11 protein-coding genes and 1 pseudogene are annotated in these 14,149 nt (G+C 59.5%); all 12 read right to left on the minus strand.

The window, feature by feature from the left end; all coding sequences use genetic code 11:
• Positions 1-65: 65 nt before the first annotated feature.
• Positions 66-362: a LysR family transcriptional regulator gene (locus tag BSG20_RS28920; RefSeq protein WP_093041552.1), complete on the minus strand. Its 297-nt coding sequence runs from the start codon at positions 360-362 to the stop codon at positions 66-68.
• 60 nt (positions 363-422) lie between these two features.
• Positions 423-1,559 carry a sensor histidine kinase gene (locus tag BSG20_RS28925; RefSeq protein ID WP_244541466.1) on the minus strand — a complete coding sequence of 379 codons (1,137 nt, stop codon included), beginning with the start codon at positions 1,557-1,559 and terminating at the stop codon, positions 423-425.
• A 195-nt stretch (positions 1,560-1,754) separates the two neighbouring features.
• Positions 1,755-2,063 (minus strand): annotated as a pseudogene (locus tag BSG20_RS37840) (PAS domain S-box protein); the annotation flags it as partial.
• Between the two features lie 181 nt (positions 2,064-2,244).
• Positions 2,245-2,889, minus strand: a complete 645-nt coding sequence (locus tag BSG20_RS28930; protein WP_072380926.1) for a TetR/AcrR family transcriptional regulator — start codon at positions 2,887-2,889, stop codon at positions 2,245-2,247.
• Positions 2,890-2,991: 102 nt separating this feature from the next.
• On the minus strand, positions 2,992-4,104 hold the full coding sequence (locus BSG20_RS28935) for an ABC transporter permease (protein ID WP_072380928.1): 1,113 nt from the start codon (positions 4,102-4,104) through the stop codon (positions 2,992-2,994).
• Position 4,105: 1 nt separating this feature from the next.
• Positions 4,106-5,248 carry an ABC transporter permease gene (locus tag BSG20_RS28940; RefSeq protein ID WP_072380930.1) on the minus strand — a complete coding sequence of 381 codons (1,143 nt, stop codon included), beginning with the start codon at positions 5,246-5,248 and terminating at the stop codon, positions 4,106-4,108.
• Positions 5,245-6,987 (minus strand): ATP-binding cassette domain-containing protein, encoded by a 1,743-nt coding sequence (locus tag BSG20_RS28945; protein WP_072380932.1) that lies wholly within the window; start codon positions 6,985-6,987, stop codon positions 5,245-5,247. Before BSG20_RS28945 ends, BSG20_RS28940 begins: the two co-directional genes overlap by 4 nt.
• Positions 6,984-7,994: a secretion protein HlyD gene (gene hlyD, locus BSG20_RS28950; RefSeq protein WP_072380934.1), complete on the minus strand. Its 1,011-nt coding sequence runs from the start codon at positions 7,992-7,994 to the stop codon at positions 6,984-6,986. The genes BSG20_RS28945 and hlyD overlap by 4 nt, the downstream gene beginning before the upstream one ends.
• Positions 7,995-8,500: 506 nt before the next feature.
• Positions 8,501-9,700, minus strand: coding sequence for an adenylate/guanylate cyclase domain-containing protein (locus BSG20_RS28955; protein WP_072380936.1), 1,200 nt, complete (start codon positions 9,698-9,700; stop codon positions 8,501-8,503).
• A 24-nt stretch (positions 9,701-9,724) separates the two neighbouring features.
• A complete protein-coding gene (locus tag BSG20_RS28960) occupies positions 9,725-11,344 on the minus strand; it encodes an MDR family MFS transporter (protein WP_072380938.1) in 1,620 nt (539 codons plus the stop codon).
• Between the two features lie 81 nt (positions 11,345-11,425).
• Positions 11,426-12,583 carry an HlyD family secretion protein gene (locus tag BSG20_RS28965; protein ID WP_072380940.1) on the minus strand — a complete coding sequence of 386 codons (1,158 nt, stop codon included), beginning with the start codon at positions 12,581-12,583 and terminating at the stop codon, positions 11,426-11,428.
• A gap of 354 nt (positions 12,584-12,937) precedes the next feature.
• Positions 12,938-13,903 carry an MBL fold metallo-hydrolase gene (locus tag BSG20_RS28970; RefSeq protein WP_072380942.1) on the minus strand — a complete coding sequence of 322 codons (966 nt, stop codon included), beginning with the start codon at positions 13,901-13,903 and terminating at the stop codon, positions 12,938-12,940.
• Between the last annotated feature and the right edge of the window lie 246 nt (positions 13,904-14,149).

Raw genomic sequence — 14,149 nt, forward strand, 5'->3', positions numbered from 1 at the left:
TTACATCAACATGGACGATCTACGGGAGCACAAAAAGCTCGCTATGCGCCAAGCCGCATGACCGCTCAATTTGCTGAACTTGACGCACATAACCGTTTGGCTTTGGTGCGATCAATTACCTCTTGTGCCGCGCGTGCTTCGATCGCCATGGCTCGGCATCGCTCAAAGTATTGCAAGCCGATGTCGGTTACCGAGAAACGGCGGGTCGAACGGTCAATCAGCCGGACACCCAATCTTTCTTCCAATGCCGAGATCCGACGGCAGAGCGTAGAGCGCGACGTGCCAAGTTCCCGTTCGGGAGCAGCGAAAACTCTTGAACAGAGGACGGCGACAAACAGCCGGAGATCGTACCAATCTCGCATACGATTTCTCCGACTTCAGACCGCTTGGTCCAGTGACGGTCCACAGCCTGAGTATCCGAATCATTCGTTGGGTGTTTCGTCAGGAACCGAAATGGGAAGCGTGACCCGAAAATTCGCGCCTTTGACTTCATTGGCCACGCTGATCGTGCCGCCATGGTCATCGACTATGGATCGACATATCGCCAGGCCAATTCCCATGCTGTCCGTTTTCGTCGAGAAGAAACCATTGAAGATCCGATCAAGATGCCCGGAAGGAATGCCTCCACCGGTATCGCGTACAGACAGGGTCATGGTTTCTCGTTCGCCGATCGACGTTTCGACGAAGATCTCTCGCATTTCTGGGGCGGAGACGGAGATGGCTTGTATACTGTTAAGCAGCAGGTTTACGACCACCTGCTGGAGCTGGATGCGGTCACCCAAGACAATAGGAAGCCGATCATCGAGCCGTGATGAAACGGCAATGGCTTGGACCTGACTTTCAGCCGCCACGATAGCCAAAGCCTCTTCGACAACGGCATTGACCTCGACTGGCTGTCGCACGGGATCCCGCTTGACGGTCATGTCCTGGATCCGGCTAATCACCTGGTTGGCTCGATGCGAGTTCTCCATGATTCTTGCCATGATCGCCTTCACCTTGGCAATGTTCGGCTCGTCGCGATCCAGCCAACGCGTTCCGGTGTCCGCATCGGTGACGATCACCGACAGGGGTTGCCGCACCTCGTGCGCAATCGTCGTGACCAGTTCACCAAGCGCCGAAACACGGGCTGCATGCGCGAAATCCGATTCAACTTTGCGGAGCTGCTGCTCGGCTCTGCGCTGTGCCGTGACATCGACCATCATTATCAGCGCGAGGTCGGGGTTGTCAGGTGTTTGAGGGAACGTCACGAAGAGCAGGACATCGAGGAGCCGGCCATCGAAAGCGCGGAGTTTCATCTCCTCGATATAATTGCAGCGCTCGTTGAAACGGGCCGCGATGATGCGCGTGGCGGTTTCCGGGCTAGCGGAAAACAGATATCGAACAGGCCCCAGCAGTTCTCCTTTCCCGGAAGCATTAAGCAGCCTGATCGCACTGTCGTTGACGCCCGTCACGAGGACCGACTCCTTGGCCAGCTCCACGCACCCCGGCGTTTCTTTGCAATGACCAACGATATCGCCAACTCCCGACGCTTTCAGTCCTTCAAAGACCTCGGTCATCATCCGCGCATCTCTCTGCCAGAGTGGGAGCGGCACGTTGTTGATCAGATTACGATAGCGCGCTTCGCTGCCCTTCAGCTCCCGATAGACCTGAGGGTCGATCTGCAGGCAAGGCGCACTGGTGGCTTCGGGAGTGGCGGCGAGACGACCGCTTTCGACGATGCTGAGGATCGCCCCTGCCTGATCGCGATGTACCTGGACGCCCAGCCGCAGCTCAACGAATTCGCCGGCCGCCGTCTTTCTACGAGCCCTGCCCTGCCATAGGCTCTTTGCGACGACCGCAGACCAATCGACGCCGTCTTCGCCGACGAACTCAGCCAGCCGCCTGCCGATAACTTCAGTTTGCGCCCATCCATAGGTAGCTTGCGAGGCTAAATTCCAATGGAGGATCCTGCGATCCGCATCGTAAACGATGACGCGCTCGCTCGTCATATCGGCTACCGACGCCTGAAGCGGATCGACTGGGAGTGTTGCCGACTTGGAGTTCCGAGATGGCGCGTGATCCATGATACCTCACGATCTGGACGGGCGGCCACCCACGTAGAAGGCGATGCCGCTCAATCGGTTATCGGCGCAAGCCAGATCCGACCGTCGCGCGACTGCGCTTCGACGTCTGACTGCTTGGTTGAATCGGTACGGTACTATACCGTACCTGTCAAATGGTCCGCAAACTCTTCAGAAGTTATCGCTAGGACGTCTCAATCGGAGATTTCCTGCTGACCGCGCCGTGAAGAAATGTCTCGACTGCCTGGCTCACCATAATGACGAGATCCCCCTCACTCGGAATTGGGCCCCCTAGCAGGGCAGCGATGTGGATCTGCCCCCGGACGAGAGCCAGAAACTGCCCTGCAGCCAGTTTGGGGTTACCGATCGGCTCCGCAGGCTGGCGCTGGTTCTGTTCTTCAAAATAGTCCGCCAAGAGTTGCGAAACGCGGTTCGTAGCGTCTTGTAGAAATCGTTCCCCGAGTTTCGGTAAATGTGGCGCTTCAGAGCTGACGGCGCGGAACAACGACAAGCCGTCCGGCGAAATGACGGTGCGCAGATAGCCTTCTCCAAAAGTCATCAAGGTTTGACGAAGGTCGCGATTGTGCTTGACCTTAAGCCCTTCCATCGTGCGGTCGGCGACACCTGTCACCACCGCAAAAAACAGTTCGTCTTTGCTCGGGAAATACCTGTAAAGGGTCCTTTTGGAGCCGCCGATGATCGCTATTACATCGTCCATCGATGTCCGGGAGAACCCTTTCTCGAAAAAGACCGAGGCGGAGGCGGCGATGATCTCCTCTCGCCTGCTTTCCTCTTTTGGTGACAGTGCATTATGGGCAAGCGTTTTCAAAAGAACTCTCTGCAAAAGGAAGCGCGGTACCGTTCAGTACCACACGATCGCAGGCAGACCAAGCCGTTGACCAGCCTGGCAGCGATGGCTTTCGGGACACGATCACTCGAGGCGGCGTCGGAACAGCCAAGACGCCGCACCCAGCGTCACGATGGCAATTGCCAGGAGGGGCAAGGTCTGCCGCACCACTTCAGACAACGGAATGTCCTTCAGGAATATGCCCTTCACGATGACAAGAAAGTACCGCAGCGGATTGACGACGGTGATCGGTTGTAACCAATCCGGCATGTTTTCGATGGGTGTCGCGAAGCCCGATAGAAGCGTCGCGGGTACAAGAAAGAGAAATGCGCCGAGGATCGCCTGTTGCTGGGTCATCGACAGCGCGGAGATGAAAAGACCGATCCCGGCGATCGAGGCGAGATAGAACAGCGAACTTGCGTAAAGCAGGATGAGCGAACCGCGCAACGGAACCGCGAAGATGAAGACAGCCGCGAGAATGTAGACGGTCATGTGAAAGAGCCCGATCAGCATCGGCGGGGTGAGCTTGCCGATCACGATCTCATGCGTGCGGAGCGGAGAGACCATCAACTGGTCGAAAGTGCCGAGCTCCCGCTCGCGCGCAATGGACAGCGCGGTCACAATCAGTCCTATCAGAAGCGCGATGTTCGCAATGAGATTGGGTACCATGAACCACTGATAGATCAGGTTTGGATTGAACCAATAGCGCGGTACGGTTTCTATCACTGTCGCCACCTTCCGCTGGCCCGCCGGTGTCTCGGCTGCTAGGCCGAGCACGATCTGGTTGATGTAGCCGGAAACGATCTGGGCAGCGTTCGAGCGACGTCCGTCCAACAAGACCTGCAGGTCCGCGGCCTCACCGGCTTCGACAGCACGAGAGAAATCCGGGCCGACGGTTATGGCGGCCGTCACCCTCTGGCGGTCGATCGCCTCGCGTACCGCCTGCGGACTGTCCGTGAGTATGACCTGCCTGAAACGTGGCGACCCCTGGATGCGTGCGACAAGCTCCTCGCTCCAATGTCCTGCGTCTCGATTGAGCAGCATCACGTCGACGTTGCGAACCTCCAGTGTCGCTGCATAGGAGAACACTACGAGCTGCACGATTGGCGGTCCGATTAGAATGGCGCGGCCCTTCGGGTCACGAAGCACCGCCAGCAACTCCTTCACCACAAGGGCTATCAATCTCGACCACCACATCTCAGGCAATCCTTTTCCGTGTGCTGCGGGCAGCGAGGATGAAAAAGACAGAGCCGATCAGGAACATTGCTCCGATGGAGCCAAAGAACATCGGCCATATGTCGCCAGCCAGAAAGACGGTCTGAAGACAAGGGATCAGATAGCGGGTCGGCACCACGAAGGTGATCCACTGGATGACGTCTGGCATCGAATTGATCTCGAACAGAAACCCGGACAGCAGGAAGGACGGCAGGAACGCCGTTATCAGCGCCATCTGCGAGGCCAGGAATTGGTTCTTCGTCACTGCCGAGATCAGCAGCCCCTGCCCCAGCGCCGGAACGAGGAAGACTGCAGACAGCAGGTAGAGCGCACCTATGGAGCCGCGAAACGGGACGCCGAAAACGAACACCGCGAGAAGGACACAGAGCGTCATCGATGCGAGCGCGAGCACGAAATATGGAAGGATCTTGCCAGCGAGGAGTTCGATTGCCGTAACAGGGGTCGCCATGATCGCCTCCATCGTGCCGCGCTCCCACTCGCGGGCGACGACCAGCGACGTCAGCAAGGTCCCGACAAGCGTCATGATGATCGCGATGGAGCCGGGAACGAGAAAGGAGCGGCTCGTCAATTCAGGATTGAACCAGAAGCGCTGTTCGACCTTGATTGGCGGTCCATCAGCCGCAGTCTCCGACTGTCGAAGCTGCCGCCACGTCGCCACAGCCCCCTGGACGTAGTTCTGCACGAAATTCGCCGTGTTCGGATCGGACCCGTCGACGATCACCTGGATCTGAGGATGGGTTCCGGCCGTGTATTTGTCCGTAAAATCAGCCGGGATGACGATGATGCCTCGAACCCGCGCGAGGACCAGATCTTCCTCGAATTCGCGGCGGTCGCGTCCCGTCGTCACCGAAAAATAGCGCGAAGCCTGGAAGCTCGCTGCAAGATCGCTGGTGACGGGCGTCACATCCTCAATGACGACCCCGACGCGCGTCTCCTTCGTGTCCAGGGAGATGCCGTAGCCGAACAGGAAAAGCAGGATCAGCGGCAGCACGAAGGCGATCAGAATGCTGCTCGGATCTCGGATGACCTGAAGGCTTTCCTTTCGAACGAGCGCGACAAATCGAAGGGCGCGGCCGGATTGCGGTGGGTTGCGGTGCCCGGTCATTTGGCATCCCTCGTTTCCGAGCCTTGCACGAGTGCGATGAAGGCGTCTTCCATCGTCGGATCGGGGTTTTCCTCCGTGACGACGCTGGCCTTGAGCTCATCCGGGGAGCCGAGAGCGATCGATCGGCCGCGATAGATCAGGGAGATGCGGTCGCAGTATTCGGCTTCGTCCATGAAATGCGTCGTGACGAGGACCGTCACGCCTTTTTCGACCAGACCGTTGATATGGGTCCAGAACTCGCGCCGGGTAATAGGATCGACACCCGAGGTGGGCTCGTCGAGAAAGAGGGCCTGCGGTTCGTGCATCACCGCACATGCAAGCGCCAGCCGCTGCTTCAGACCGAGCGGAAGGTCTTTTGCCGACATCGAGAGGCGCGGCCCGAAGTCGAAAATCGACGTCATCAACTCGATACGCTCGCGCTTCTTGCTACCTGTGAGACCGTAAACCCCCGCGAAGAACTGAAGGTTCTGCCGAACGCTCAGATCGCCGTACAGAGAGAACTTCTGCGCCATGTATCCCAGACGGTTGCGCGCCTGGGCTGCATCACGGCGCAGATCGAAGCCCGCCACACGTCCCTCGCCGCCCGTCGGCTTCAACAGACCGCAGAGCATCTTGAAGGTGGTCGATTTGCCGGCACCGTTCGGTCCAAGCAGCCCGAATATCTCACCGCTCGGAATCTCGAAGGTGATGTTGTCGGCTGCGGTGAAGTCGCCGAAGCGCTTGACCAGTCCTTTGGCTTCGATGACCGGTCCCTCTCGCCTGGCGACCAGGGAAGCTTGAGCCTCCGCGAGCCTGGAGCGTCCGCCCGGCCCTCCACCCAGCATGTCCACAAAGGCGTCTTCGAAGCGGGGCTCGGCAGGGCCCACTTTGGCGTCGCCACTGGCCGCAAATCGTGCTTCACGACCCGGGGTCGTTACCAGCCTTATCGCCTCGCCCTGGATCCCGCCATCGACAATGCCGTCCTCGTCGAGCAGCTTTGCCAGCATCGTGCGCCTTCGCCCGGAGACTCCGCTCACCCTGAACACGCGACCCTTAACCCGATCAGTCATTTGCTGCGGTTTGCCCGAAAACAGCAGCTTTCCGTCGTTCAGCAGTAGAACGCGATCACAGGCTTCCGCTTCATCGAGATAGGCGGTCGACCAGACGACGCCCACGCCCTCCTTGATCAGGTCTTCGACCATCTTCCAGAGGTCGCGCCGGGAGATCGGATCGACGCCGACGCCAGGCTCGTCGAGAAGCAACAAGCGAGGCTTTTTCAAGAGAGCGCAAGCAAGACCGAGTTTCTGCTTCATTCCTCCGGAAAGCTTTCCGGATAGGCGTGTGGAAAAACGCTTCAGGTCGGTAAATGTGAGCAGTTCGTCGAAAATGGTCGCCCTGTCCTGCTTCGGAAGACCGCGCAAGTCGGCATAGAGCTCGAGGTTTTCCTGGACCGAGAGGTCCTCATACAGGCCGAAGCGCTGCGGCATGTAGCCGATGGCCGCCTGGATCTCGGCCGAGCGTTCGCGCGTGCCGAAGCCCAGAACTTCGACTCCTCCGATGTCCGGCACCATCAGGCCGGTCATCAAGCGGATCAGGGTCGTCTTTCCAGCGCCGTCCGGCCCCACCAGCCCTGTGATCTCACCGCCACGAATGGAGCCAGACACCTGGTCCAGCGCCGGCTTTCCCTGCCCGAAGCGCTTGGTCACACCGTCGAGACGGACGAAGTCGGCAGCAAGGGCGGTGTCGGCTACGACGTTCATTTCGTCGCCGCCTTGATTTCCGGAAAGCGAAGCGTCACAGGCATGCCCTGGCGAAGATCCTGGCCGGGCGCGTCGATGACGACGCGCAGTCGATAGACGAGATCGGTACGTAGCTCGGGTGTCTCCACGGACTTCGGCGTGAATTCCGCGACTGGAGAAATGAAGCCGATCGTTCCATCGTAGGTCTTATCGGGATCGGTATCGGACGCGATTTTGACCTTCATCCCCGGATAGATCCGACCGAGATCGACTTCGCCGATGTAACTACGCACCCAGACGGGCGCTGTCAGCGACAGAACGTACACCGGATCGGATGACGATACGATCGCGCCTGGCTCCTTGATGCGCGACAGGATGACGCCGTCATTGGGTGCGCGCAGCTCGGTGTCCGACAGAGAAGTTCTGGCGGTGAGAAGTGCGGCCTCAGCTGCCTTCACCTGCGCGGCGGCAGTGGCGATATCTTCGACGCGACTACCCTCTTGCAGGAAAGCAAGCGCCTGCTTCGTCATATCCGAACGCGCTGCAGCCATCGCTCTCGCTGCAGTCGCCTCGTCCAGCCCGGCCTCGGAAATCGTCCCCTGCGGCCGTAGTCGCCGCGCCCGGTCGTAGGCCAAACTTGCCTTTTCGAGGTCCGCCACGCTTGCGTCATGAGTGGCCTGTGCCTGCGCGATCTCGGTTCGACGTGGGCCAGCGACCAGTTTCTCGTGCGTCGCGCGCAGGGCGGCCACGTTCGCTTCCCCCGAGCTCACGGCATGATCGTACGTATCCCTGTCGAGGCGCGCCAGAAGGTCGCCGCGCTTTATGACGTCGCCTTCATCGACCATAGCTTCCTCGATGCGACCATTTACGCGAAACGCAAGCGAGACCTGGCGGATGTCGACGTTGCCGTAGAGGACCAGTTCCTCGTCAGCGTTACGCGCAATCCCTAGGGCCGCGGGCACGTCGTACTTGAAGGCGGCAGCTCCCAAGGCGGCCAACACGATCACGATCGGTATGGCTTTGTTCATTTCTTTCTCCTGTGGCGAAGCCGATGATGCAACTCGCAAAAGTCGCAGCTTTATCCCGACCTCCCGGAGGATGAGGTCCCCAAGCGTCTATCCATAGGACGAGGCATGGTTTTCGCGTCGGGAGTGCAACGGGTACTTAGCTCCCGAAGCGATCTCCCTTGCTAGCCCAACGTTGGTTTACGTTGACGGGGTCTGACCCAGAAAACGGATTGTCGGCACGTCCCAAAACCCATTTGAAGCCAAAAGATTGTTGCGGTTGCCACATTGGGAAGTCATGCACGCAGCGCTCACTGGACGAAACCGAGCTTCGAGAGGGTCTTGAAAGACTCCTTCCGGTCAGCGTCGGCCACCTGGACGCCAACTATGCCGAACGTCTCCGGACAAAACAGACGTCCGGCTGATCCGCATACGGTATGGGTTGCCGATCCGGCACCCGTTGAGCGAGCGGCAGGCCGGACAGTCGGCCTCCGTGCTGGCAGTCGAGACCGGTTGGAGGGAGGCCTTTTCTATTCGGCAATCGTGAACAGCTCGATCGGATCCGCAAAACCCTTCAGACGGTGAAATTTGGTGGAGACAATGTTGTCGGCCCCGGAGCTACGACGGAACGTGTCGGACATGAGAATCGACTTTCCGAGCCCCCCGCAGGCAGTCTGTATCCTGCTGAGCAGATTGACGTCCGAACCGATGACCGTGAAATCCAGCCTCCGTCCGGAGCCGATGTTCCCATAGCTCACCTTGCCATAGTGCAATCCCACTGTTGCATCGACGCGGGCACCGTTCGGTTCGAATCCGGCAAGATTGGCGAAGATCTCAGCGGTTGCTGCCAACGCGCGTCGACACGCAACCACAGCGTCGGATGTCGGGAAGAATGCGAGTGCCGCATCCCCCATGAACTTCAGCACTTCCCCACCGTTGCCCGTGATCGCAGGGATCACCGCATCGAAGTAGGCGTTGAGCAGTTCCAGCACCTTTTCGTCAGGCAGACGATTGGAGAGTTCGGTGAATCCCTTCATGTCGCGAAGCAGAAGTGCTGCTTGCATCGTCTCGATCTCGCCCTGACGGATTTTGCCGGCGAGGATTCGTTGAGCCGTCATCGGCCCGATGTACGTATCGAGCAGGGACAGCTCGGCGTGACGCATGACCCGCATTTCGCAGGTATTGCGCAACGAAGGCAGGATCCGCTCGATGACACGGATTTCGGACAGCGTGAAGCCGCCTGGCCGCTTCGTCCCAAATCCCGCCGCACTCACCGGTCCGTCGACGTTGCAGAGCGGCGCAATCATGAGCTGGACCAAATTTCGTCCCGCGAACACGTCGATATGCTGCCATGGAGACTGTCGGTCGCCCGCATCAACGATCATCGGCTCACGTGACTCCATCACCTTGACCAGTGGGCTTGAGGCGAACTCGACCTTGATCCCGTGATCCCTGTCATGGATCTCGACGGGTTCGGATGGAGCCCATGCGACCGTTCGGCCAAGGATCTCGGGATGAAGGGTCGTCAGATGGAGCGTAAGTCTGTCGATCGGGAGGCCGATCTGCCGTAGCCTGAGACCCAGACCCGCAACCAAGCCGGCTTCGTCGATCGAATGGCACTCGTCGCCGGCGAGCCATTCCAGGACGGCAAGGATGGAGCCAGGATCGACGTTGGGCCCGACGCTCCCGCGGTGTGTCCGGGAAATCGGTTCTCGTGTGATCGTGTTCATGGTGATCTCCTTGAGAATTGCTGTTCAGTGTGCGCCGCCGCCAGACATCTGGCCGCTTGGCTTTTTGAGGAGAAGCGTTGCGAACAAAGCAACGACGAGACCCGCGCCAAGCAGAAAGAACGCATCGCTGAAAGCCATGATGTTGGCCTGCTTACGCACGCTGGACGCGATAGCGACAATGGCTTTATGGGTAGCAGTAGCCTGGTCGCTGACACCGTGATTCATGAAGTAATTTGTCAGTTTGGCGACGCGATTTCGTGTGGCTTCTTCGAAGATGCTGATCGAGTTCGTGAGGATGTTCGAATGGAACTGCTCACGCTTCGATATGAAGGTCTGAAGCGAGGCGATTCCAACCGCGCCACCGAGGTTGCGCATCATGTTGAACAGCGCCGATGCGGAGCCTGCATTCTCCTGTTCGATGCCTGCCGTTGCGACGACCGAGAGCGGCGCGAAGACAAGGGCTTGCCCGATGGCACGGATGACATTCGGCCAGAAAAGCTGGTCGGCGGCATAGTCGCCAGTCATGTGCACGTTCATGAAATTCGAGGCAGCAAACAGCGCGAAGCCCACGGCGATCAACAACCGGACATCGATCAGCTTCATCAGCTTGGGAACGAGCGGAATGAGAATAAGCTGCGGGATACCGGTCCAGGCAAGCACCATGCCGATCTGTTCGGAATTGTAGCCCTGGATTCTCGCCAGATAGATCGGCAGCACGAACGCAGACCCATAGAGCGCGATGCCGAGCATAGTGTTCGCCAAGATACCGAACCCGAAGTTACGGCGCGCGAGGAGCCTCAGATTCAGAAGCGGGTTAGCGGTCTTGAACTCGATGATCAGGAAAAGCGTCAGAGAGACTGCGGCGACGATCGAGAGCTTGACGATGAACTCGGATCCGAACCAATCTTCCTTGTTGCCCTCCTCCAGCACCGTTTGAAGGGCGGCAAGGCCGATCGCCAAAGTGGCGATTCCGGGCCAGTCCCCCTTGGCAAGCAAGCCCAGGTTCATCGGAGCTTCATCGAGCGATGCCCAGAGCAGAGCGACCATCAGCAGGCCGGGGACGAGGTTCACGTAAAAGATGAATTCCCAGCCGTAATTCTCTGTCAGGTATCCGCCAATGGTCGGCCCGATGGCGGGAGCGAACGTGGCCGAAAGCGCAAAGAGCGCCAGTCCGATCGGTTGCTTGGGTTTCGGCAGCAGCGTGATGATGATCGTGAAGGCCATGGGGATCAGGACGCCACCAGCAAAGCCCTGGATGGCACGGAGCACGATCATCTGCTCGAGATTTGCGGCAAACGCGCAAGCGACCGAAAAGACCAGAAACAAAATGGCGTTGGTCAGAAGGTACTTCCGGAGGGAGAAGACCTGGGCGAGCCAGCCACTGAGGGGTATGACCACGATTTCCGCAATGAGATATGAAGTCGAGATCCAGCCGCCGTCATCCTTGCCCGCCCCGATCGCGCCCTGAATGTCTGCGAGCGACGCGTTGACGATCTGGATATTGAGGACGGCCATGAATGCGCCCAAGGTCGATCCGACGACCGCGCACCACATCCGGAGAGGGCTCATCCCGGATGCCGCGGATTGAGACGATGCAGCCTGCGGCGGCTCTTTGTTGTTCGCTACGAGCTTAAGTGTAGCCATAACATTGCTCCTTCCGCAGTTGCGGAATCTTCACCACGGTATTTCTGTGATCGGAAAAGGGAGACGGTTACCCGCCAGCGCCTACTTCGCTTCCGAGAGCCGCGCGAGCCTTGTGTTGATTTCCGGCTCTACGGACATACCGGACCGGAGCTGAGCCGCGCGGGCTTCGTCATCGATCACGATCTTCACCGGGATTCGCTGGACGATCTTTGTGAAGTTACCCGTCGCATTGTCCGGGGGAAGCAGGGAGAACTCGAGGCCGCTCGCCGGCGAGACGCTGTCCACGTGCCCTTTCACTTCGAGGCCTGGAAAGCTATCCACCTTGATGTCCACCGGCTGCCCCGCCCGAACGTAGGTGAGTTGCGTTTCCTTGAAGTTGGCAACGACATAGACCGAATGCAGGGGCACCACCGCCATCAACTGCGTGCCAGCGGTGACATACTGTCCAACGCGGATCGAGCGTGCGCCGACTGTTCCGTCGACCGCTGCGACGATATTCGTGTAAGAGAGGTTCAGTTCGGCCTGTTGTGCGGCCGCGGCGGCTCGTTCCCGTTGAGCGACCGCCTGGTCGCGCTGGCTCTTTAGAACCGGCACCCTGTCGCGCGCGGCAATCAACGCAGCCTGGTCGCGTTGGACTGCGGCTGTCGCCTGATCCATCAGAGAGTGGCTCTGTTCCGCGCGCGACTGCGTCCCCGCCCCGGTACTGATCAGGCGCGTATTCCTCTGGGCCTCGGACTTTGCAAAGACAAGCGAAGCATTCGATGCATCGACCGACGCCTGAGCCTGACCGATGACCGATCTCTGCAGTTCGATCTGCGCGTCGATATTCGTGATCGCAGCCTCCGACGCCTTCACGTCGGCCCGCGCCTGATTCAGTGCCGCCTGGAAGTCACGATCGTCGATTCGCGCAAGAACCTGCCCTGCCGTTACGGCGTCGTTGTCATTAACGAGCACCTCCTTGACGTAGCCGGCCACCTTCGGAGCAACCGTCGTGTAGTCTGCCTTTACATAGGCGTTATCAGTGGACTCGATAAATCGGCCGACGGTCCAGTAGTGGTGGCCGAAGTGGACGCCATACGCCCCTCCGGCTAACAGGACTAAGGCAAGCGCACCCTTCTTGACGGCAGATTTCCGGCGGGGAGCGGCAACAGGCGCGGACGCGACCTGTTCGGCGGGATCGTCTCCGTTTATGCCCGGATTCGTGGACTCGAATTCTTCCTTACGGGGTAGTTCAACCATTGCAATCTCCTGCGATCATCCCTCGCGAGCAATCTCTCAGGTCCTAAGTGCCCTATATCGCAGCCGTTGATAATTCCCCTATCGCTTTAAAGATTATCCACTCAGAGTGGATAATCCTCGGAGGCCGAACCAGGCTGATGAAAAGGGCCGTCGTCTAAAGGCTGGCTGATCTCGAACAGATGCACCCGCGCTGCCCGAGTACAAGCCGGCGCGGCGCGGGCGCGAGATGATCCGACCTCCTAGCGGTACTGAAAACCGAGGTCTACGTCGGCGAGGATACAGGCGGTGAGGCAGCGATCGACTAGCTGTTCAAACGCATGCAGTCGTCTAGTTCGGCCCTAACCCAATAAGCGGTCAGTAGTCCCAGAAGACCGGCACCGAACGAAAGTGGTCGCCGGTGACCGCCACATGGCCGACGGAGGGGAACGGCAGATGAGTGGCCACCAGCAGTTCCCCGTTCGCCGCCAACTCCCGCAAGAGACGCACCCGGACGCGGGCTGCCTCCTCGGGGTCATGTTCGAAGCCGTTGTACCAGTCGGGGTGTTCGAACCCGACCGCGAACACGGCGTCGCCGGCGAAGGTCAGTCGTTCGCCGCCGGACACCAGGCGGACCACGCTGTGGCCTGGGGTGTGGCCGCCGGTGCGATGGACGACTACCCCCGGTGCCACCTCGTATTCCTCATCGAATAGCCGTAGCTGACCACGGTACTCCTTCGAGAACTGCTTGGCGGCCGCCCGAAGCGCGTCCGGGAACCCCGGCGGCATGGAGACGTGAGAAAAATCGGGAGCCTCCCAGAACTTGATTTCGGCGGCCGCCACGTGGATGCGCAGGTCCGGACGCAGGCTATCCTTCACCCCGTCGATGAGCAGCCCGCCGATGTGGTCCATGTGCAAGTGGGTAAGCACCACGTCGGTCACGGACGCAAGATCGATGCCGGCGGCCTCAAGCCGCTTGATCAACTGCCCGGCCCGCGGCAAGTTCAGGTCCGGGTCCAACCCTAGCCCAGCGTCGATGAGTATGGTCTGCTCGCCGCTGCGCACCACGACCACGTTCAGCGCCCAATCATAAGCGTCCGGCGGCAGGAACATGTCGTCCAGCCAGGCGGCCCGGTCCGCGGCGTCGGCATTGTGTCCCAACATCTTGGTTGGCAGCGGCAGCACCCCGTCGCTGACCACCAGGACATCGATTTCGCCGATCCGCAGCGCGTAGCGCGATGGAACCAACTCGCCAGTTCCTGGCTTGCCGAGATGAAAGGTGTTTTCCAAGCCGCTATTTGGCTGCTGCGGATTCATACGGGGTTTTGTTTCTGCCTGCGACATGACGCGCTCCTGTTTTGCGTGAAGACCAGCCTGTCACTCTCCACCCGGTAGGACGCTGATGTCACATACCGTCATGGATCCGGCGCTCGAACCTATGTTTCTGAAGGTGTCGTTTTCGAGCGCTCCTTGGTGGCGGCTCCAGCAACCCTACAACCACCCTCAAACGCCTGTAATCCAAACTTAGGTTTGGGATTGGCCGCTAGCCACAGGGGCTGGGGCAAGACTAGGATCGGGCGTGCGCTAGCT

This window comes from Rhizobium tibeticum (genome assembly GCF_900110205.1).
In the GTDB taxonomy this organism is placed as follows: Bacteria; Pseudomonadota; Alphaproteobacteria; order Rhizobiales; family Rhizobiaceae; genus Rhizobium; species Rhizobium tibeticum.

What these genes read in the sequence shown, in the direction of transcription:
- BSG20_RS28920 (WP_093041552.1), bottom strand. Translation starts at nt 362, where the DNA reads ATGCGAGATTGGTACGATCTCCGGCTGTTTGTCGCCGTCCTCTGTTCA.
- BSG20_RS28925 (WP_244541466.1), bottom strand. Translation starts at nt 1,559, where the DNA reads ATGATGACCGAGGTCTTTGAAGGACTGAAAGCGTCGGGAGTTGGCGAT.
- BSG20_RS28935 (WP_072380928.1), bottom strand. Translation starts at nt 4,104, where the DNA reads ATGTGGTGGTCGAGATTGATAGCCCTTGTGGTGAAGGAGTTGCTGGCG.
- BSG20_RS28940 (WP_072380930.1), bottom strand. Translation starts at nt 5,248, where the DNA reads ATGACCGGGCACCGCAACCCACCGCAATCCGGCCGCGCCCTTCGATTT.
- BSG20_RS28945 (WP_072380932.1), bottom strand. Translation starts at nt 6,987, where the DNA reads ATGAACGTCGTAGCCGACACCGCCCTTGCTGCCGACTTCGTCCGTCTC.
- hlyD (WP_072380934.1), bottom strand. Translation starts at nt 7,994, where the DNA reads ATGAACAAAGCCATACCGATCGTGATCGTGTTGGCCGCCTTGGGAGCT.
- BSG20_RS28955 (WP_072380936.1), bottom strand. Translation starts at nt 9,700, where the DNA reads ATGAACACGATCACACGAGAACCGATTTCCCGGACACACCGCGGGAGC.
- BSG20_RS28960 (WP_072380938.1), bottom strand. Translation starts at nt 11,344, where the DNA reads ATGGCTACACTTAAGCTCGTAGCGAACAACAAAGAGCCGCCGCAGGCT.
- BSG20_RS28965 (WP_072380940.1), bottom strand. Translation starts at nt 12,583, where the DNA reads ATGGTTGAACTACCCCGTAAGGAAGAATTCGAGTCCACGAATCCGGGC.
- BSG20_RS28970 (WP_072380942.1), bottom strand. Translation starts at nt 13,903, where the DNA reads ATGTCGCAGGCAGAAACAAAACCCCGTATGAATCCGCAGCAGCCAAAT.